Origin of the sequence: Lysobacter sp. MMG2, from assembly GCF_016735495.2 — a bacterium.
Classification (GTDB): Bacteria; Pseudomonadota; Gammaproteobacteria; order Xanthomonadales; family Xanthomonadaceae; genus Lysobacter_J.
Map to the genome: position 1 here is coordinate 37,966 of NZ_JAERQY020000007.1, position 19,573 is coordinate 57,538.

At 68.9% G+C, this 19,573-nt stretch carries 21 protein-coding genes; 8 read left to right on the forward strand and 13 right to left on the reverse strand.

Going from position 1 to position 19,573, the window contains the following annotated elements:
- Positions 1 to 230: 230 nt before the first annotated feature.
- The 7 genes from JI752_RS18935 to JI752_RS18965 form a co-directional block, all read right to left on the reverse strand.
- Complete coding sequence (locus tag JI752_RS18935; RefSeq protein WP_216967243.1) at positions 231 to 614, reverse strand: ribonuclease domain-containing protein; 384 nt, start codon at positions 612 to 614, stop codon at positions 231 to 233.
- A 53-nt stretch (positions 615 to 667) separates the two neighbouring features.
- Positions 668 to 1,753, reverse strand: coding sequence for a hypothetical protein (locus JI752_RS18940; RefSeq protein ID WP_216967245.1), 1,086 nt, complete (start codon positions 1,751 to 1,753; stop codon positions 668 to 670).
- Positions 1,754 to 2,018: 265 nt separating this feature from the next.
- Positions 2,019 to 2,213 (reverse strand): LuxR C-terminal-related transcriptional regulator, encoded by a 195-nt coding sequence (locus tag JI752_RS18945; protein ID WP_216967247.1) that lies wholly within the window; start codon positions 2,211 to 2,213, stop codon positions 2,019 to 2,021.
- A complete protein-coding gene (locus JI752_RS18950) occupies positions 2,185 to 2,430 on the reverse strand; it encodes a helix-turn-helix transcriptional regulator (RefSeq protein ID WP_216967249.1) in 246 nt (81 codons plus the stop codon). Before JI752_RS18950 ends, JI752_RS18945 begins: the two co-directional genes overlap by 29 nt.
- A gap of 228 nt (positions 2,431 to 2,658) precedes the next feature.
- The gene (locus tag JI752_RS18955; RefSeq protein ID WP_254201266.1) at positions 2,659 to 3,483 is read right to left on the reverse strand and encodes an alpha/beta hydrolase; all 825 of its coding nucleotides are present in this window, start codon (positions 3,481 to 3,483) and stop codon (positions 2,659 to 2,661) included.
- 438 nt (positions 3,484 to 3,921) lie between these two features.
- Positions 3,922 to 4,410 (reverse strand): AraC family transcriptional regulator, encoded by a 489-nt coding sequence (locus tag JI752_RS18960; protein ID WP_216967251.1) that lies wholly within the window; start codon positions 4,408 to 4,410, stop codon positions 3,922 to 3,924.
- Positions 4,411 to 4,598: 188 nt separating this feature from the next.
- Positions 4,599 to 4,955, reverse strand: coding sequence for a hypothetical protein (locus JI752_RS18965; protein WP_254201249.1), 357 nt, complete (start codon positions 4,953 to 4,955; stop codon positions 4,599 to 4,601).
- A 455-nt stretch (positions 4,956 to 5,410) separates the two neighbouring features.
- On the opposite strand from JI752_RS18965, the gene JI752_RS18970 reads away from it, so the two are divergent.
- A complete protein-coding gene (locus tag JI752_RS18970) occupies positions 5,411 to 6,040 on the forward strand; it encodes a response regulator transcription factor (RefSeq protein ID WP_254201251.1) in 630 nt (209 codons plus the stop codon).
- A 96-nt stretch (positions 6,041 to 6,136) separates the two neighbouring features.
- On the opposite strand, the gene JI752_RS18975 is transcribed toward JI752_RS18970, so the two are convergent.
- From JI752_RS18975 to JI752_RS18985, 3 genes are read right to left on the reverse strand one after another with little or no spacing between them, the layout of a single operon-like run.
- Complete coding sequence (locus JI752_RS18975) at positions 6,137 to 7,027, reverse strand: NAD(P)/FAD-dependent oxidoreductase (RefSeq protein ID WP_216967254.1); 891 nt, start codon at positions 7,025 to 7,027, stop codon at positions 6,137 to 6,139.
- Positions 7,024 to 7,773, reverse strand: coding sequence for a DUF72 domain-containing protein (locus JI752_RS18980; protein ID WP_254201253.1), 750 nt, complete (start codon positions 7,771 to 7,773; stop codon positions 7,024 to 7,026). Before JI752_RS18980 ends, JI752_RS18975 begins: the two co-directional genes overlap by 4 nt.
- Before the next feature lie 57 nt (positions 7,774 to 7,830).
- A complete protein-coding gene (locus JI752_RS18985) occupies positions 7,831 to 9,132 on the reverse strand; it encodes a patatin-like phospholipase family protein (protein ID WP_216967259.1) in 1,302 nt (433 codons plus the stop codon).
- Between the two features lie 163 nt (positions 9,133 to 9,295).
- Here JI752_RS18985 and JI752_RS18990 point away from each other — a divergent pair, with 163 nt between their 5' ends.
- Entirely contained in the window at positions 9,296 to 9,991 is a 696-nt protein-coding gene (locus JI752_RS18990) for a hypothetical protein (protein ID WP_254201255.1), read from the forward strand.
- Between the two features lie 3 nt (positions 9,992 to 9,994).
- Here the strand turns inward: JI752_RS18990 and JI752_RS18995 are convergent, their stop codons facing one another.
- A complete protein-coding gene (locus JI752_RS18995; RefSeq protein ID WP_216967263.1) occupies positions 9,995 to 10,270 on the reverse strand; it encodes a polyhydroxyalkanoic acid system family protein in 276 nt (91 codons plus the stop codon).
- 82 nt (positions 10,271 to 10,352) lie between these two features.
- Between JI752_RS18995 and JI752_RS19000 the strand changes: the two genes are divergently transcribed.
- Entirely contained in the window at positions 10,353 to 11,153 is an 801-nt protein-coding gene (locus tag JI752_RS19000; protein ID WP_216967265.1) for an FHA domain-containing protein, read from the forward strand.
- On the opposite strand, the gene msrQ is transcribed toward JI752_RS19000, so the two are convergent.
- Together msrQ and msrP are read right to left on the reverse strand one after the other, a co-directional pair.
- Complete coding sequence (msrQ, locus tag JI752_RS19005) at positions 11,138 to 11,767, reverse strand: protein-methionine-sulfoxide reductase heme-binding subunit MsrQ (protein WP_216967267.1); 630 nt, start codon at positions 11,765 to 11,767, stop codon at positions 11,138 to 11,140. The two genes, JI752_RS19000 and msrQ, sit on opposite strands and share 16 nt — an antisense overlap.
- Before the next feature lie 165 nt (positions 11,768 to 11,932).
- Positions 11,933 to 12,901, reverse strand: coding sequence for a protein-methionine-sulfoxide reductase catalytic subunit MsrP (gene msrP, locus JI752_RS19010; RefSeq protein ID WP_216967269.1), 969 nt, complete (start codon positions 12,899 to 12,901; stop codon positions 11,933 to 11,935).
- 184 nt (positions 12,902 to 13,085) lie between these two features.
- Between msrP and serC the strand changes: the two genes are divergently transcribed.
- The 5 genes from serC to JI752_RS19570 all read left to right on the forward strand — a co-directional run bounded on the left by serC (position 13,086) and on the right by JI752_RS19570 (position 19,558).
- Positions 13,086 to 14,171 (forward strand): 3-phosphoserine/phosphohydroxythreonine transaminase, encoded by a 1,086-nt coding sequence (gene serC, locus JI752_RS19015; protein ID WP_216967271.1) that lies wholly within the window; start codon positions 13,086 to 13,088, stop codon positions 14,169 to 14,171.
- Positions 14,172 to 14,285: 114 nt separating this feature from the next.
- On the forward strand, positions 14,286 to 15,467 hold the full coding sequence (gene pheA / locus JI752_RS19020) for a prephenate dehydratase (RefSeq protein ID WP_216967273.1): 1,182 nt from the start codon (positions 14,286 to 14,288) through the stop codon (positions 15,465 to 15,467).
- The gene (hisC, locus tag JI752_RS19025) at positions 15,464 to 16,681 is read left to right on the forward strand and encodes a histidinol-phosphate transaminase (protein ID WP_216967275.1); all 1,218 of its coding nucleotides are present in this window, start codon (positions 15,464 to 15,466) and stop codon (positions 16,679 to 16,681) included. Before pheA ends, hisC begins: the two co-directional genes overlap by 4 nt.
- Positions 16,678 to 17,994 (forward strand): 3-phosphoshikimate 1-carboxyvinyltransferase, encoded by a 1,317-nt coding sequence (gene aroA, locus JI752_RS19030; protein WP_216967277.1) that lies wholly within the window; start codon positions 16,678 to 16,680, stop codon positions 17,992 to 17,994. The genes hisC and aroA overlap by 4 nt, the downstream gene beginning before the upstream one ends.
- Before the next feature lie 43 nt (positions 17,995 to 18,037).
- A complete protein-coding gene (locus JI752_RS19570; RefSeq protein ID WP_216967279.1) occupies positions 18,038 to 19,558 on the forward strand; it encodes an O-antigen ligase family protein in 1,521 nt (506 codons plus the stop codon).
- Positions 19,559 to 19,573: the final 15 nt, after the last annotated feature.

Consider the following 19,573-nt stretch of genomic DNA (forward strand, 5'->3'; position numbering starts at 1 on the left):
GAAACGCCGCATGGTAGCCGAGGCGGCAACCCCGCCTTTGTCCTCAACGGTCACATTGCTGCCAAGGCGTGTCAGCAGTCCGTCGAGCCATCGCGAGGTGATGCAGCCCCTCTCCCACTTGCGGGAGAGGGGGTGGGGTGAGGGCAGGCGAACGCAGCGGTGCCATCGCCCTCATCCGCCTGCCGGCACCTTCTCTCGAAAACGGGAGGAGGGCATCCTTCGGTAGGGCATTACAGCGAACAGAACGTCGCGTAGTGATCCGAAGTGAAGTAACGCGCCTCGATGATCGGCTTGCGCTGGCCTTCAGTGACCAGGAAGACGACACGGTTGCGGCCCGGCGGATCGGCCTGCGGGTGCTGCGCGCGTCCGGCGCGGTACGCCTGTCCGCGACCGGCCGCCGGCAGCCGGCCTTCGTTGTTGGCGAAGGCCTCGACGTTGGCGGCCCGGCAGTCGGCGGCGCCCGCATCGGTGGTGATGCAGTAGGCGAGGTTGCGCTCGGCTTCGCGCACGAAGGTGGGCAGTCGCCCGCATTCGGGCACCTTGGCCTGGACGGTCATGGCAGCCAGCAACAACGGCAGCACGGCGAGCGCCGCACGCGTGTGGGTCGTGTTCATTGCACACTCCTTTGCGATGACGCGATCGCAATGGCGCGATCGCGTTGGGGATGTCAGTTGAGGTTGATGCCGGCTTCGGCATCGACGGCGCGGGTCTGGCCTGGCCACACGCCGTACAGGTCGACGTGGCGGATGCCCGTGATCCATTCGCCGCGCGGGTTCGGCCAGTGGAAGCTCTTCTTCTCGTTCGAGCCGATGCAGACGAATTCGAGGTTGAGGTCGATGTTGGTCGCATCCAGCGGGATCGCACCGAAGGTGGCGGTGAGGCCGCCGGAGACGCTGGTGTTCTGCGTCTGGTGACCGGTGGAGCAGTCGTAGGCGAGGGTGGCCTTCACCACGTAGGTGCCGCCGTGGTTGTTGCGCAGCACGAGCTGGTAGGAGCCGATGTTGGTGATCCAGCGCGGCAACAGCAGATTGCCGTCGAAGGACGCGAAGCTGAAGGCGATCGGCGCCGTGCCCGCGGCGACCTTGCCCGGATCGGCCGGCCACAGGTGCTTGTCGGTGCTCTTGGTCGAATTGGCGCTGACGTAGGAGCCCTGGCCCTTGGCCTGGCCGAGCAGCTCGTTCACGCCCGACACGCTGCCCACCAGCGAGAAGGTGTTGTCGTCGGCCTGCGAGGCCACGTTGAGGCCGCTGCGCGCGTAGACCACGTTGGTGATCACGCCGAAGCCCTGCGATATGCCGCGGTTGCTCGCCATGCCGCACTGCTGCGCCTGCGTGTTGAGCCAGGCGTACTGCGCGTTTAGGACGGTGTCGATGTTGTTGATCAGCGTGGTGGAGTCCAGCGCGCACTGCGAGACCATGTCGCCGCTCTTGCTCATGGTCCAGTCGACCTGCGTGCCGACGGTGATCTTGGTGCCCGTTTCGGGATCGACGGCGGAACCGTCGAGGGAGACCTTGGTTTCCTTGCGCGACACGGAGCTGGTCATCATGTTCCAGTCCGAACTCACCGGGGTCTTGATGGTGCTGGCGGAAGTCAGGCCGTTGAGCTGCTGGCTGACGAGCCGGAACGAGCCGCTGACCGGATCGAGGATGCCGACCGCACCGGGCGTGATGTCGGGGCTCAGGCTCCAGTTGCCCCAATAGGCGGGGTAGGTGCCGCGCACCATCTGCGTGAATTGTGCATTCCAATTGTCCATGGCGAATCTCCTTGTTCTTGCGTGGGGTGATGCGGGTGCATCGCATCCCATTGTTTGGAGTTCGCGGGTGGGGGCAATTACTCCGATTACGTAGGGGTGTATTTGCTTTTCCTTCTCCCCTTGCGGGAGGAGGTGCCCGAAGGGCGGAAGAGGGGACGCGCGAAGCGCGTGCTTCTCTACAGCGGCCCCACCCCTCTCCCTGGCTCGCTTTGCGAGCCTCCCTCTCCCGCAAGGGGAGAGGGGGGACGCTTCGCCATCGCTCGCATTACCCCATCTCCCACACCGCCTGTATCAGCTGCGAAAGACTGATCGCCCCCAGCTTGCGCATCGCGTTCTCGCGATGCTTTTCCACCGTGCGAGGACTCACGCCGAACGCGCGTGCGATCTGCTTGCTGGTGAGCCCGCGCGCCACCGCGTCGGCGACTTCGCGCTCACGCAGGGTCAGCGCCGGCACGGGCATCCGGAAAGTTCCATGCCGGCAGGACGCCGGCCGTCTGTCGCAGCGCATAGGCCGCGAGTTGCGCGGTGCCGGTCAGGCCGAGCTTGGCGCACAGGTTCATCCGATGCTTGCGCACGGTGAACGGACTGATCTTCATCACCCCGGCGATGTCGCGAACGCGCAGATGGTGCGCGGTCAGCCGCAGGACTTCGCGCTCCCTCGCGGTGAGTGCCTCCATGGCGCAGGTCCCTTGCGGTCGCGTCCGGCCTTCGCTGGCCGGATCGTGGTGTGCAAGGGCGCTGCGTTGGTGCATCGCCGACGTCGCCGGCGATCCCCTGCCTGGGGTCCAACGCCGCCGGTGGCCACTGGGGGACAGCGCGGCGCCGCACGCGACGGCATGGCCGGAACGCAAAGCGCCGCGCGTTTCCGCGCGGCGCCAGGCACTGCGATTACGAAGCCCGGGACGTCAGGACTTCACGAACGCCAGCAGATCCTCGTTGAGACGGTCCTTGTGCGTGTCGGTGATGCCGTGCGGGGCCTTCTCGTAGACGATCAGCTTGCTGTCCTTGATCAGCTTGGCCGAAGCGCGTCCCGCGGCGTCGATCGGCACGATCTGGTCGTCGTCGCCGTGGATGATCAGCGTGGGCACGTTGAACTTCTTCAGGTCTTCGGTGAAGTCGGTTTCGGAGAACGCCTTGATGCTGTCGTAGGTGTTCTTGTGGCCGCCGAGCATGCCCTGCATCCACCACGCCTGGATTACGCCCTGCGATGGCTTCGCGCCCGGCCGGTTGTAGCCGAAGAACGGTCCCGACGGAATGTCGAGGAACAATTGCGAGCGGTTGGCGAGGAAGGCCTTGCGGATGTCGTCGAACACCGAGATCGGCAGGCCGCCCGGGTTCGCATCGGTCTTCACCATCAGCGGCGGCACGGCGGACACGAGCGCCGCCTTCTTCACCCGCGCGGTGCCGTGGCGGCCGATGTAACGCGCGACTTCACCACCGCCGGTGGAGAAGCCGATCAGCGTGGCGTCCTTCACGTCGAGCTTGTCGAGCAGCTGCGCGAGGTCGTCGGCGTAATGATCCATGTCGTTGCCGTCCCACGGCTGGCTCGAGCGGCCGTGGCCGCGGCGGTCGTGGGCGATGCAGCGGAAACCGTTGCTGGCCAGGTGGAACATCTGCGATTCCCAGCTGTCGGCATCGAGCGGCCAGCCGTGGCTGAAGACGACGACCGGGCCGGTGCCCCAGTCCTTGTAGTAGATCTCGACGCCGTCTTTGGTGGTGAAGGTGCTCATGGATTGAATCACTCCGGGGGTGGGGGAAGGCGTGGAGGCTTGCGGCGCGGTGGCGGTGGGTGCTTCCGACGAACTGCACGCCGACAGCGAAAGCGTGGCGCCGGCGGCCATCACGGTGCCGGCAATCAGCAACCTTCTTCGCGCCTCGTCGATCGGCTTTCCGATCGCAGTCTCGATCGGCGCATCGATCGACGGATCGATCGGTGAGGACGGCATGACGTTCTCCTGGATGACGGATGGAAGGACGACATCGCGACGACACGCCGGGCGCATCGTGGTCGCAGCGTCGCAAAGCGGTGCGTGTTGCTCTTGCAGGATCGTGCGGACTCGCCTTGGACGTTCGTCGAATCGCCACGAAGGCACGCAAGACGGCGGGACCGACAGCGGCTTGGATCCGCCGGGGGAGGGGAGGCTGTCGGTCCCGCCTCGTGCTCGGGTTCAGCCCGTCGCCTGGCGCGCACGCGTGTCGCGCTGCGCGTAGCGGCCGGGCGATACGCCGGTGACCTTGCGGAACACACGGCTGAAATGGCTCTGGTCGAAGAAGCCCAGTGCGGCGGCGATCGTGGAGATGTTCGCGTCGTCGTGGCGCAGCAGGTGCTTGGCCCGTTCGATGCGCTGGCTCTGCACGTATTTCATCGGGCTGAAGCCGGTGCGCAGGCGGAACATGCGGGCGAAATGAAACCGGCTCACGCAGGCGATGCGTGCCAGGTCGCCGAGCGAGAGGTTGTCGAACAGGTTGGCGTGGATGTAGGCGATCGTGCGTTCCAGCGCCTTGTCGCTCAGCCCCGTGCCCGATCCGGTGCGCAACGGCGGCCGCAACGGTGGCTGCGCGGCCGGTTGCGCCGGGGAGAGGAAGGCGCTGGTGAATTCAAGGGCACCGCGTCCGGTCTCGCAGGACACGGCACGATCGTTGGCAAGGTGTTCCATGGCGCACTCCGGTGGGGTCGGGTGCCCCGCGCCACGGAGGGCATGGCGCGGGACTGAGCGTCGTGTCCCGTCCATGGTGTTACCGGTATCTTCGCCACGGAACCCCGGATGGAGCGTGAAGGCGATCCCTCCATCGGGGGGTGTGGCGCGGCGGCGCGCGGGCGAAGGTGTGCCGCCGCCGCGTGCGGTCAGTCGCGTTCGCCCGGAAGCCGGAGTTCGCGCCGTCCGAACATCCAGGCATCGATCGAGTACGCGCCCGGTCCCAGCAGTGCCAGTGCGGCCGCGCAGAGCCCGCTGAGGACCACGGGCGCGGCCGTCCCGGTGTTGGCATGGGACAGCGCGAGGATGACCATGGCGATGTAGGACACGCAGGCCCACGGCGTCAGCACGCCCAGCAGCAGCATCGCACCGATCGTCCACGCGGCGATCTGCGCCAGCGGTGATTCGGACGCCGTGGAGGCGACCAGTCCCTGCGCCGGCAGCCCGGTGGCGACCGCGGCGCGAAGCAGCAACAGGCCCACGCCCGGCCATCCCTGGGGAAACATGGAGTAGAGACGTTGCACGCCGGACACGCTAACCCCGCCGTCGGACCGTGGATAACCGCAGCGTGGTGGATCGCGGCTCCCTCCTTCGGGGGATGGCGCCGCCGTGCGCGCCCGCGACCCGCGCAGGCGAGGGTCGCGGGGGGCAGGGCGCCGCCGCAAACGGAGTGCGATGTTTGCCTTTCCCTTCTCCCCTCGGGGGAGAAGGGGGCGCGAAGCGCCGGAAGAGGGCGCGCACGTAGCGCGTGCTTGTGCGTCCCACCCCTCTCCCTGGCCGCCTTCGGCGGCCTGTCCCTCTCCCGCAAGGGGAGAGGGGATGTCTTGCCGGAGCGGGCCGGTTCGGGCCCGGGCATCGAGTCCACGGCGCGGGCCGGGTTAGCCTATGCGCCCGCGCCCCACGCGGATGCCCGTCGCGCACCGCGAACCGGCGTCCGTCCCGGCGTCGAGAGAGCCGCGTCATGACCCCTGATTCGCGCATCCGCATCATGCTCGTCGACGACCACCCGTTGTTGCGCGAAGGCGTGGCCTCCGTCGTCGCGCGCCAAAGCGACATGCAGTTGATCGCCGAGGCGACCGACGGCGAGCAGGCCATCGCGCAGTTCCGCCAATGGCAGCCCGACATCACGCTGATGGACCTGCAGATGCCGGGCGTCGGCGGTGTCGAAGCGATCCGCGCGATCACCGGCGAGTTCCCGCAGGCGCGCATCATCGTGCTCACCACCTACCGCGGCGACGTGCAGGCGCTGCGCGCGCTCAAGGCCGGCGCGATGGGCTATCTGCTCAAGAGCATGCTGCGCAAGGACCTGCTCGACACGATCCGCCAGGTCCACGCGGGCCGGCGCAGCATTCCACCGGAGATCGCCAACGAGATCGCCACCCACGTCGCCGACGATGCGTTGAGTTCGCGCGAGGTCGAAGTGCTGGGGCAGGTGGCCGGCGGGCGCTCCAACAAGGTGATCGCGGCGCAGATGGGCATCTCCGAGGAAACGGTGAAAACCCACATGAAGTCGATCCTCGCCAAACTCGACGCGAACGACCGCACGCATGCGGTGACGATCGCGCTGAAGCGGGGGATTCTGGACGTTTAGAGGAGCGGATGAGGGTGTGCTCTTCGCCGGGTGCGAGTCCGCTCGCTTGCCCTCACCCCAGCCCCTCTCCCGCAAGCGGGAGAGGGGCTCAGGACCTCAGGCGAAGTTCGCCCCCAACCGATTGTGCACATGCGTCGCCGCGATCGCCGCATGCCCCGTCGCCACCGAAATCTGGTTCAACGCACTCACCACATCGCCGATGGCGTAGAGCCCGTCCACCGACGTCATCTGGTGACGATCGACGATCAGCGCACCCTCGTCGTCGCAGTCCGCGCCCGCGCCGACGGCCAGCGACGAGCGCGAGATGATGCCCATCATCGGATAGAGCACGTCGAACGCGCGCGCACGCCCGTCCAGTTCGAACGCACAACGCTTGCCGTCGAACGAGAGCGTGGCGGGGACAGTGGTGAGCTCGATGCCGTCGCGCGCCAGTTCCGCGCGCACCTCGTCGGCGATGTCCGGCGTCGAAGGCACCAGCGTGACCTTCGACGAATACGTGCGCAGGAAGCGCGCGTGCGCGGCCGCCGTGTCGGCCGGACCGTGCACGGCGATGGAGGCGTCGATGGCTTCGAAGGCGTCGCAGATCGGGCACATGCGCACCGCGCCGCAGTCCACCGCCGCTTCGAGGCCGTCGAAGTCCGGCGCCACGTCCTCGCAGCCGGTGGCGAGGATGACGTAGCGCGCGCGCAGCTCGCGATCGTCGTGGCGGACGAGGAAGCCTTCCGCATCGCGATGCAACGCGGTGATCTCGGACTCGACCGTCTCCACGCCGAACGTGCGCGCCTGTTCGCGCATGCGCTCCAGCAGTTCCGGTCCGCCGACGCCATGCGGGAAACCCGGGCAGTTGCGGCTCTTGGGAATCCAGGCCGCGCGCGTGCAGCCGGTGTCGAACACGCGCACGCTGCGCCGGTAGCGCGCCAGATAGGTCGCGGCGGTCAGCCCGCCGGGGCCTCCGCCGACGACGATGCAGTCGAGCACGGCGTTCATGCCGGCTTCCGCGATCGCATGGGCGAAGCGGCAAGCATCGCCTGGAGTTTCGCCGCATCGGTCACCGCATGGCCGTGGGCGGTGTTGTCGAAGATCGCCCAGCACCGGCCGCGCGCGTTGCGCAGCGCGTCGGCGAAGCCGCGCAGCCGCGCCTCGTCATAGGCGCTGTAGTACACGCGCGGCGAACCGTGCCAGCGCCAGTAGCGCCATCGCGGATCGCCGCCGGGCACGTGCGCGGCTTCGCTCGGAACAGGCGGGTCGGCCGCCACCCTCGCGACGCGGTGACGGCGCCACAGCGCCTCCACGCGCGGCGAGAACCACGACGCGTGCCGCGCCTCGCATGCGATCCCGGCATCGAAGCGTCGTCGCAGCATCGCGAAGAACGTCGCCGCCGGACGCGCTTCGAAGGCGAGGCTCGGCGGCAACTGCACCAACACCAGGGCGAGCTTGCGGCCGAGGCCGTCGACTTCACCGGCGAAGCGGTCCAACTCGCGCGTCACGCCTCGCAGGCGTGCATCGTGCGTGATCGTGCGCGGAAGCTTGGCCGAGAAGCGGAAACCCGTCGGCACGCTCGCCGCCCAGCGCGCATAGGTTTCGCGCCGGTGTGGCCGATAGAAGGACGTGTTGATCTCCACCGCGTTGAAACGGGTCGCGTAGCGAGCGAGCATCGAGTCGCCCGCTCCGAACAGCGGCCGGGACGCCGACGGCAGTGACCAGCCGGCGCAACCGATGAACAATTCGCGCATGATGCCTCGTCGCGATGCACGGGACTGCATCGCACCATCGCGGGCGTGCAGGCGACGTTACGGGGCGTGGCGCGGCGGCACGTGGGCCCGCGGTCGCGTGCGGCGCGGCTTCGCGCGGGGCTTGGGCCGACGTTCCTCGACCAGATGGTCGACGTCGTCGAGTGCGCGGCGCAGGCGCGCGGTGGCGTCGTTGTCCAGCGGCGGCCGTGCCAGGCCGTCGAGCACCGAGCGTGTTTCGTCGTTCACCACGTCCATGCGCAGGGCGATCCCATTGGCCGCCAGCACGGGCGTGAGCTCCGCCGCGCGGCGGCGCAGGTCGGCCATGGTGTTGCGGTGGGCGATCTCGCAAATGCGCCGCCGCGCCGAGAAACTGAAGGCGTTGGTGAAGAACAGCTCCGCGTCTTCGGCATTGGGCTCGAAGATCAGCTGGTCGATGTCGGGGTACTGCTGCGCGTAACGCGCCAGGCCCACCTGCATGCGCGACTGCAGCAGCGTGCGGAACGTCTGCGACAGCACCGCCGGCAGGCCGCCGGCGGCGAGGCTGCGCTCGTGGCTCACCGGCAGGCCCGTGCCGTCCTGCGTGAAAGGCACCAGCGGGTTGAGCCCGATCATCAGGTCCACGCCGCGATCCAGCAGCACCGAGGCGTGCATCGTCCGGCGCAGTGCGCCATCGACGAAATGCCGGCCGCCGATCTGCACCGGCGGGTACAGGCCGGGCAGGGCGGCGCTGGCCTGCACGGCGACCGAGATCGGCACGTCGTCCAGGCCTTTCGTGCCGAACTTCACCGCCTCGCCACTGTCCAGGTCCACCGCGACCACGCACAGGTCCACGCCCAGTTCGCGGAAGTCGTTGCTGCGGCCGCGGCGCGAGAACACGTCCTGCAGGAAGCGCTCGACCTGCGCGTTGTCGAACAGGCCCGTCGGCACCAGCGCGCCGAAATGCATGAGCAGGTCCGACCAGCGCGACTCGTTGCGCGAGAACAGCAGCTCCTGCCACCACTGCGTCGCCAGGCGCGGCAGGCTGGCGGCGCGGCGCAGGTACTCGAAGATCGCCGGGCGCAGGAAGGTCTCGGGCCGGAACTGCACGTCGGTGCTGTCGCCGGTGATGAAGATCCGGCACATCTCGTCGGTGCCGATGCGGTTGGCCAGGCCCGCGGCGAGGAAGGCGCCGCTGCTCACGCCCACGTAGCTGTCCAGGCGCGTGAGGTCCAGGCCGTCCAGGGCCTCGTCCAGCGCGCGCAACGCCCCGAGCTCGTACATGCCGCCGATGGGCCCACCGCCGGCGATCGCCAGCCCGATGCGGGCCGGGCGCTCCGAGGGGGCGCGCGCCCGTTGCCGGGCGGAATGAAGTGACAGCATGCGGGCACGTTCGACGGAATTCGCCCGAGTGTAGCCGTCCGGCGCGAGGGCCGTGTCGCAGGGCGCTTGCGGGGCCGTCGCCGGCCGCCGATCATCGGCCGCGATGCCGCCGCGCCCGAGCCAAGCCCGCCGTCGACCGCAGGACCGCCCGCTGCGGGAGCGCTTGGACCGGTTGCTGCGCGAGCACCAGGCCCTGCACGACCCGGCCCTGGAACCGCGCAACGAGCTGCCCTGGCTGCCCGAACTGCGCCGCTGGCAGACCCGCCGGCTGGAGGCCAGCTTCGACCGCTTCCTGCGCGATCCCCGGCGTCGCCCGGCCGCGCAGTTCTTCCTGACCGACGTCTACAACGAACACGACTTCGCCCAGCGCGACGCCGACATCGCCCGCGTCCTGCCGATGATGCAGCGGCTGCTGCCGGCCAACCTGCTGGACACGGTGGCCGACGCGATCGAACTGGGCCTGCTCACGCACGCGCTGGACCTGCGCATGGCGCAGGTGCTGCAGGCCATGGGCGGCCCGCGCCGGCGCCTGGATGCGGGGTTGTATGCACGCGCCTACCGTGCCGCCGGCCTGCCGCGCCTGCGCGCCTACCAGATCGACCTGATCGCCCGCGTCGGCCTGGGCCTGAGTCATGCGCTGGGGCTGCCGGGCGTGGCGATGTTGCTGCGCCTGTCGCGCGCGCCGGCGCGTGCGGCGGGATTTTCGGAACTGCAGGGGTTCCTGGAGCGCGGCTATGCCGCGTTCGATCGCCTCGGCGACGCGCGGCGCTTCATCGAAGAGATCGAGCAGGACGAACGCGAGATCTCGCGCCGCCTGTTCGACGACGACCCCGATCCGTTCGACGGGGCGATGAGGTAAGCCTCAGGTGAAGCGTTCGTCGAGCACGCGACGGATCTCCGCCTCGATCGGCCCTTTCATCGTGCTGAGCAGGAAACCCAGCTTGGCGGTGACGTGCAGTTCCTGCGGCGCCACGGCGATGTGGCCGTCCACGCCGCTGCGATTGAAGTTGAGCGTGTCGCCGCTCCAGTCGTAGGTCATGCCGAAGCGGTCGGCCAGCTTTGCGGCCACTTCCTGCACGGCCTGGCGCGCCTGGTCGGGCGACAGCGAGTGCGCGTGGCGGATATCGATGTTCGACATGTAGGCTCTCCCGAAGTGGCCGGTATTGTGCGCGCGGCCACCCCTCCATCCAAGTGTGGATCGCATGCTAGATTGCGCGGACGTGACTGCCCTCCGCCTGCGCTTCCAGAACCGTGAACATGCCGACCTGGCTCTCAGCCCGGGTGTGCATGCCATTGGCTACGACCGGCAGGGTGCGCTCGCGGAAGTTCCGGTCGACGATGCCGTCGCGCAGGTGTGCGTGGATCGTCGCGGCGTGTGGTTGCAGGTGCGCGATGGCGCGCCGGGCCTGCACGTCAACGGCCGTCCCGTGCGACGCATGGCGATGCTGCGCGTGGGCGATGCGATCTTCGTCGACGGCATGGAACTGCTGCTGCTTGCGGGCGATCCGCTGCCGGCTCCGGCCGACTACGGTTTCAGCGGCGGCACCGACACGCGCATGCTCCTGCGCGGCGTGGGCGGCCCGCACCACGGACGCAGCTTCACCCTGGAAACGCCGCGCCTGGTCGGACGCGCCGGCGAGAGCGACATCCGCGTCAACGATCCCAGCTTCGCTGAACGCCATGCACGCCTGGAGGCCCACGCCGATGGCGTGATCCTGCGCGACATGGGCTCGGTCGAAGGCAGCCTGGTCAACGGCAGGCCGGTGCGGCACGCATTGCTGCAGCCCGGCGACCAGATCGTGTTCGGCAGCCAGCACCGGTTCGTGGTCGAAGCGCCGATGCAGCGCACCGTCGCACCCGATGCCGCCGCGCCGGCCCCGAAGCCGCGCGAGGCGGAGGTCGAGCCCACGCGCGCGCCGCAGACGGTGAAGTCTTCCGCGCGCCGCATTCCGTGGTTGCTGCTGGCGGCGATCCTGCTGTCGGCCGCGCTCAGCCTGCTGCTGCTTTACGGCGCGCGCTGAAGCCGGCTTCTACGAACCCTGTTCCATACGCGCCAGCCCAGCAACAGCGCGAGGATGCCGGCGTACAGCGCCGGTTCGCGCACGTCGGATTTCACCAGCCACCAGAAGTGCAGCACCGCCAGCACGGCGATGGCATAGACCAGCCGGTGCAGCTTCGCCCAGTTGCGGCCCAGCCGGCGGATCGCCGCCTGCGTGGAGGTCAACGCCAGCGGCAGGAGCATCAGCCACGCCGTGAAGCCGACGGTGATGTAGGGGCGCTTCACGATCTCCTCGAAGATCTGCGTCCAGTAGCCGCGCAGGTCCAGCACCAGGTACGCGCCGAAATGCAGCGTCGCATAGGCGAAGGCGTACAGCCCCAGCATGCGGCGGAAGCGCAGCAGCACCGGCTGGCCCGTGATCTGCCGCAGCGGGGTGATCGCCAGGGTGAGCATCAGGAACCGCAGCGCCCACAGGCCCAGGCGGTGTTCGATCTCCGCCACCGGATCGGCGCCCAGTCCGCCGCTGCCGGTCAGGAATTCCTCGCGGATCTGCCACGCCAGGATCGCCGCCGGCGTCAGTGCCAGCGCGTGGACGAGGGTTTTGGCGACAGTAAGAGCGCGGGATGGGAGCGGCATTCTTCGATGGCGATGGTGATGACGTTTGGGTGAGCCGTCATTCCCGCGAAGGCGGGAATCCAACTATCCGACGCATCACGCTGTGCGGATAGCGTGATCGGGCTTGGAGTTGGATCCCCGCCTGCGCGGGGATGACGAAATGAAGGGCGTGACGGCGACGCAAGCTCAGAACCACTTCTTCAGGTCGAGTCCGCTGTAGAGGCCTGCGACCTGGTCTGCGTACCCGTTGAACATGCGCGTGGGAATGCGCTCGGCGAACAGCTTGCTCGCCGTGCCGGCGATGCGGCGTTCGGTCTTCTGGCTCCAGCGCGGGTGGTCGACGTTCGGATTGACGTTGGAGAAGAACCCGTACTCGCTGGGCTGCGCCTCGTGCCAGGCGGTCTCGGGCATCTTCTCGACAAAATCGATGGCGACGATCGACTTGATGGATTTGAAGCCGTATTTCCAAGGCACCACCAGACGCAGCGGCGCGCCGTTCTGCTGCGGCAGCGGCTTGCCGTACAGGCCCGTCGCCAGCAGCGTCAGCGGATGCATGGCCTCGTCGATACGCAGGCCTTCCTTGTACGGCCAGTCCAGCGAAGGCCAGGCGACGCCCGGCATCTGGCGCGGGTCGGCCAGCGTGGTGAAGGCGACGTACTTGGCCTGCGAAGTCGGTTCGAAGCGCTTGAGTACGCTGCCCAGCGGCACGCCCAGCCACGGGATCACCATCGACCAGCCTTCCACGCAGCGCAGGCGGTAGACGCGTTCCTCCGGCGTGAAACCCTTGAGCAGGTCCTCCATCGAAACCTTGCCGGGTTTGGCGCAATGACCGCCGACGGCGACCGTCCACGGCGTCGTGCGCAGCGTGCGCGGCGCCTTGGACGGATCGGCCTTGCCGGTGCCGAACTCGTAGAAGTTGTTGTAGGTGGTGATGTCCTCCAGGCGCGTGAGCGTCTCGTCGGTGCGGAAGCCCGAGCGCGCCTGCGCCGGCGTGATCGCGACCTTCGGCGGAGGCGGCGGTTCGGCGTCCACGCAGCCCGACAGGCCGAGCGCGGGCGCGGTGACGAAGGCCGCGAGCAGTCGGCGGCGTTCGCGGTAGACCGATTCGTCCGTGATTTCGGCGGCGGGAATCTTCAGGGCATCGCGCAGTGACATGGTCGTTCCGGTTTTCGCGTTGGAGACCCTTGGGGGAGGGCGGTCGGGCGGTGGGCGCCGACGCTTGCACTATAGAGGGGCCGAATGTGCAAAAAGTTGCCGTGGAAACCATGAATCCGCAGGCTGCTGCAGTGCGGCATACTTGGCCGCTCACCCCTTCTTCGCCTTGCTGACCGGAGCTTTCATGTCACGCGCCTACAACTTCAGTGCCGGCCCCGCGACCCTGCCCGAGCCGGTGCTGCGCCAGGCGCAGGCGGAGATGCTCGAATGGAACGGCGTGGGCGCGTCGATCGTCGAGATCAGCCACCGTGGGCCGGAGTTCATGCAAGTCGCCCGCGAAGCCGAGGCCGACCTGCGCACGCTGATGTCGATTCCCGACGACTACGCCGTGCTCTTCCTGGCCGGGGGCGCGACCACGCAGCAGGCGCTGCTGCCGCTCAACTTCGCCGAGCCGGGCGAGGCGGTCGATTACGTCGTCACCGGCCATTGGGGCAAGACGGCGATCAAGCAGGCGCGGCCGTATGTCGATGCACGCGTCGCGGCCGACGGCGAGGCCGGCGGTTTCCGCGACATCCCGCCGCGCCACGACTGGCGCCTCACGCCCGGCGCGGCGTACGTGCATTACACCGCCAACGAGACCATCCACGGCGTGGAGTTCCGCGACATTCCCGACGTCGGCGATGCGCCGCTGTTCGCCGACTTCAGCTCCTCGATCGCCGCCGAACCCGTGGACGTCTCGCGTTTCGGCGTGATCTACGCCGGTGCGCAGAAGAACCTGGGCCCGGTCGGCGTGACGGTGGTGATCGTGCGTCGCGACCTGCTCGAACGCGCCGGCCAGCCGCGCGCCGACATCTTCAACTACAAGTCGCACGCGGCGAACGACTCGATGCTCAACACGCCGCCGACCTGGAACTGGTACCTCGCCGGCCTGGTGTTCAAGTGGATGCTGGCCGAAGGCGGCGTGGCCGAGTTCGCGCGCCGCAACGCGCGCAAGTCGGCGCTGCTGTACGGCGCGATCGACGGCTCCGGCGGGTTCTATCGGAACGAGGTCGCGCCCGCCGCGCGCTCGCGCATGAACGTGCCGTTCTTCCTGCACGATCCGGCGCTGGACGCGACGTTCCTCAAGGAGGCGGCGACCGGGGGCCTGATCGCACTGAAGGGGCATCGCGTGCTCGGCGGCATGCGCGCCTCGATCTACAACGCGATGCCGGAGGCGGGCGTGCAGGCGCTGGCCGATTTCATGCGCGACTTCCAGACGCGATACGGATGATCCACACGTAGCCCGGGTAAGCGCAGCGCACCCGGGACGGGCGCGCCGATGCGCGCGATCCCCGGATTCGGCCTTCGGCCTTATCCGGGCTGCGAAACAGGACAGGTAGGCCCCATGAGCAAGAAGAACGACAAGACCCCGAAGAAGACTGCCCCCGCGGTCGCGCGTAAGCCCGCGTCGAAGAAGGCCGCCGCCCCGGCGTCCAAACCCGATGTCGCACCCCTCGACCTGGCGATGCTGCGCGAGCGCATCGACGGCATCGACCGGCACATCCAGGAACTGATCGGCGAGCGCGCGCAGTTCGCCAACCAGGTCGGCAAGGCCAAGGGCAAGCTCGCCGCCGCCGTCGACTATTACCGCCCCGAACGCGAGGCGCAGGTGTTGCGCCGCGTGGTCGACCGCAACGACGGTCCGCTCAACGACGAAGTGCTGGTGCGCCTGTTCCGCGAGATCATGTCCGCCTGCCTTGCGCAGCAGGAGCCGCTGAAGATCGGTTACCTGGGCCCGGAAGGCACGCACTCGCAGCAGGCGGTCTACAAGCATTTCGGCCATTCGATCCACGGCCTGCCGCTGTCGAGCATCGAAGAGGTGTTCCAGGAAGTGGAGGCCGGTCACGCCGACTTCGGCGTCGTACCGGTGGAGAACTCCACGCAGGGCACGATCCAGTCCACGCTGGACATGTTCCTGACCTCCCAGCTGAAGATCTGCGGCGAAGTCGAGCTGCGCGTGCACCAGCACCTGCTGTCGCGCGCCGGTCGCCTGGAAGACATCGAGCGCGTGTACTCGCACCCGCAGTCGTTCGCGCAGTGCAAGGCGTGGCTGCGCCAGTACCTGCCCAAGGCGGAGAAGATCGCCGTCGCCAGCAACGCCGAAGCCGCGCGCCGCGCGCGCAGTGCCGACGACGCGGCGGCCATCGCCGGCATCAGCGCGGCCAGCGTGTACGGGCTGAAGTCGATCGCCGGGCCTATCGAGGATCGTCCGGACAACACGACGCGCTTCCTCGTCATCGGCCGCGAGTTGTTCCCGCCGTCGGGCAACGACCGCACCTCGCTGCTGGTGTTCATCAAGGACCAGCCCGGCGCGCTGTACCACGTCCTGGAGCCGTTCGCGAAGCACGGCCTGAGCATGAACCGAATCGAATCCCGTCCCGGCCACACCGGGTTGTGGCAGTACGGTTTCTTCATCGACATCAGCGGCCACGTGCACGAAGACGCCATGCGCCGCGCGCTCGACGGACTGGCCGATTACGCTCAGGAAGTGAAGGTGCTGGGTTCCTACCCGGTGGCCATCGCATGAATGCCGTGCGCGACGACGACGCGGGGCAACCGGTCCGCGACGAAGCCTGGTTCGCCGCGCGCGCCTCGCGCGGCGTGCAGGGTTTGAAGGCCTACGATCCGGGGCACGACCTGGTCGCGTTGCGGCGCAGGTTCGCCGCACAGGGACGTGCAAGTGCCGCGGGAGGCAGGATGCCGGGAGCGGCCGGCGAGGAAAACCTCGTCGAGCTGGGTTCCAACGAGAACCCCTACGGCCCGTCGCCGGCCGCACGCGCGGCGATCGTGGACCAGTTGGGCTCGCTGCACCGTTATCCCGATCCGCTGGGCGCGGACCTCAAGCGCGCGCTGGCGAAGACACACGGCGTGGACGTCGCGCGGATCCTGCTCGGCAACGGTTCGCACGAACTGCTGATGCAGCTGGCGCAGGTGTTCACCGGACCGGGCGATGAAGTGGTGTTCTCGCGTTACGGTTTCGCCGTATTCGCACTTGCCACGCAGGCGGCCGGCGCGCAGCGCGTGGTCGTCGAAGCGCTGCCGGAAGACCATCCGGCGATGCCGCTGGGGCACGACCTGGACGCGATCGCCGCTGCGATCACGCCGCGCACCAAGCTGGTCTACCTCGCCAATCCGAACAACCCGACCGGCACCTGGTTCGGCCGCGAAGCCTTCGCGGCGTTCATGGCGAAGGTGCCCGCGCACGTGATCGTGGTGATGGACGAGGCGTACGCGGAGATGGCCGACGCGGAGGCCGATGTCGCCACCGCACTGCCGCTGCTGGCTGCGCATTCCAACCTCGCGCTGACGCGTACTTTCAGCAAGGCGTACGGGCTGGCGGGCTTGCGCGTGGGTTACCTCATCGGCGCGCCGGGACTCGTCGCGGTGATGGAGCGCCTGCGCGAGAGCTTCAACGTCAACGGCCCCGCACTGGCCGCCTGCGAAGCGGCGCTGGGCGACCAGCCACACCTGCTGTCGGCGCGCGAGCGCAATGCCGCACAACGCGCCGCGCTGGCCGAAGCGTTCGCGCAACGCGGCCTGCGCACGTATCCCTCGCAGACGAATTTCGTGCTGGTGCGCTTCGGGCCGGAGACGGTGCGGATCGAGGCCGACCTCACCGCGCGCGGCGTCGTGCTGCGTCCGATGAGCGGGTACGGCCTGCCCGAATGCCTGCGCGTCACCGTCGGCGATGCCGACGAAAACCGACGGCTGCTCGCCGCCATCGACGAGGTGCGCGCATGAGCGGCTCGACCCAGCACTGGATTGCACGCCCCGGGCAGCCGCTGCGCGGGACCGTGCGCGTGCCGGGCGACAAGTCCGTGTCGCACCGCGCGATCATGCTCGGCGCGCTGGCCGAAGGCGTCGCGCGCGTCAGCGGTTTCCTGGAAGGCGAGGACACGCGCGCCACGGCGCGGGTGTTCGAACAACTCGGCGTGCGCATCGAAACGCCCAGCGCGAGCGAACGCATCGTCCACGGCGTCGGCCTGCGCGGCCTGCGCGCCAGCGCCACGCCGCTGGACTGCGGCAATGCCGGCACCGGCATGCGCCTGCTGGCCGGCGTGCTGGCGGGGCAGGCGTTCGACAGCGTGCTGGTGGGTGACGCATCGCTGTCGAAGCGGCCGATGCGGCGGGTGATCGATCCGCTGGCGCGGATGGGCGCGCGCATCGACGCGGAGGAGGGCGGGTTGCCGCCGCTGCGCATCCACGGCGGCCAGGCGTTGCAGGGCATCGACTACACGCTGCCCGTGGCGAGCGCGCAGGTGAAGTCCGCGCTGCTGCTCGCCGGCCTGTACGCCAACGGCGACACCATCGTCCACGAGCCGCATCCCACCCGCGACTACACCGAGCGGATGCTGGCGGCGTTCGGCTGGCCGATCACGTTCTCGCCCGGCTTCGCCCGGCTCTCCGGTTGCGGCGTGCTGCGTGCCACCGACGTCAACGTGCCGGCCGATTTTTCGTCGGCGGCGTTCTTCCTCGTGGCGGCCAGCATCGTCCCGGGCTCGGAACTGCGCCTGCAGGCGGTGGGCATGAACCCCCGCCGCACGGGCCTGCTCACCGCGCTGCGCCGCATGGGCGCCGACATCCGCGAGGAAAACGCGACCGAGCAGGGCGGCGAGCCGGTGGCGGACCTGGTCGTCCGTTACGCCCCGCTGCACGGCATCGAAGTGGATGGCGAACTGGCGCCGGACATGATCGACGAGTTCCCCGCGCTGTTCGTCGCGGCGGCCTGCGCCGAAGGCGCGACCACCATCCGCGACGCCGCCGAACTGAGGGTCAAGGAGTCCGACCGCATCGCCACCATGGCGCAGGGCCTGCGCGCGCTGGGGCTGGACGTGGAGGAGCACCCGGACGGGGCGACCATCGTGCCGGGCCCCTTGCGGGCGGGCGAGGTCGACAGCCACGGCGATCATCGCATCGCCATGAGCTTCGCCGTGGCCGCGCAACGGGCGGCGGGCGAGGTGCGGATCGGCGACGTCGCCAACGTCGCGACCTCGTTCCCGGGATTCGACACGCTGGCCCGTGATAGCGGTATCTGGTTGGCCCCCGGCGCGTGACTTAGACTCACCGCTGCCAATCTTCCCCCTGTTCCCGACCTACGTGCCCCAACCCGTCCCCGATCCCGACGCGCGCGATGAACGCGGTGGTCGAGTTCCATTCCAGGAGTCCCCGCGCGCGCTCGGCATCTCGCCGCTGCTGACGTGGGTGGCCCTGGCGGGCATCGCGTTCCAGGCGTTCTTCGCCATCAACGACCTCACCAGTCACCCGGAGTACGGCACCTTCGTGGCGCTGTGCGCCATGGTGCTGGCCGGCGCGCGGCCGTGGCGCGAACTGGCGGCGCATCCGGCGGTACGGATGCTCGGGGTGCTGGCGGTTTTCATGATCCTGCACGCGGGGTACATCGCGTGGTCGTCCCCGGACATCCTGTGGAAGAACCAGCTGTCCCAGGTCGGCAAGATGCTGCGCGTGGGTGCGCAGTGCTGCGTGATCGGCTGGTGGCTGTCGGTGTATCCGCGGGCGATTCCCACGATGCTCACGGTGCTGATCCTCGGCCTGCTCGGGGCGGTGCTCTACCACATGCCCTGGAACGAGATGCCCGCCATCTGGTCGGGCGAAGTGCGGCCGCGCTTCGGCATTTCGCAGAACCTCAGCGGCATGATCGCGGCGGTGGGCGGCTGGCTCACGCTGTGCCTGCTGATCGGCATCTGGCGCGACCTGCCGCGCGGATCGCGGCGGTCGTGGATGCTGCTGGTGGCGTTCCTGGCCTACGTCGGCAGCTTCTGCGTGTTGCTGTTCTCGCAGTCGCGCGGGGCCTGGCTGTCGTTCCTGATCGCCGTGCCGCTGGCCATCGTGGGCTACTCGCTTACGCGCGGGCCGCGGCGGCGCCCGCTGCCCTGGCAGCCGCTGCTGCTTGCCGCGGTCGCCTCGGTGCTGCTGCTGGTTGCCGCGCACCGGATCTTCGCGATGCGTTTCGACGGCGCCCACCAGATGCTGCCGAGCTGGGTCGAGTCGATGCTGGAGGGGAAGGGCGAAGTCGCGTCGCCGCCGGCATCACCCCCTGACGTCGCACCGGGCGGAACGGCTGCCCGTCTTCCTGCGCCAAACGCCGCGCCTGCGAAGGCGCAGCCCGCCTCGCCCACGGCCTTGCCGCCGGACATCGACGGACTGGACACCACGATCCCCGGCAACAAGGCGGTCGGCATCCGCGTCCTGCTGTACCGGATGGGCATGGAGCGCTTCCTGGAACGCCCGTGGCTGGGCTGGGGCCTGGACACCGTGCCGGTGCTGATCGAGCGCGCCCAGCTGCCCACCGGCGAACGCTTCGTCCACCTGCACAACGCCTATCTGGATGCGCTCGTCGGCATGGGCCTGATCGGCGGCGCGCTGCTGTTCGCCGTGTTCGCGCTGCTCATGCGCGAACTCTGGCTGGCCTGGCGCACCGGCATCGTCTCCACGGCCAGCTTCTGGGGCATGGCCGGTTGCGTCGGCATCGTGCTGATCGCCAACAACTTCGATTCGCTGATGTGGCGGTTCGAATACTCGCGCGCCCCGCTGGGCCTGATCTTCGGCTGCTGCATGGCCTATGGGCTCATGCGCGAACGCCGCGCCCGCGAAGGGTGAGTGCCGGGGCTGACC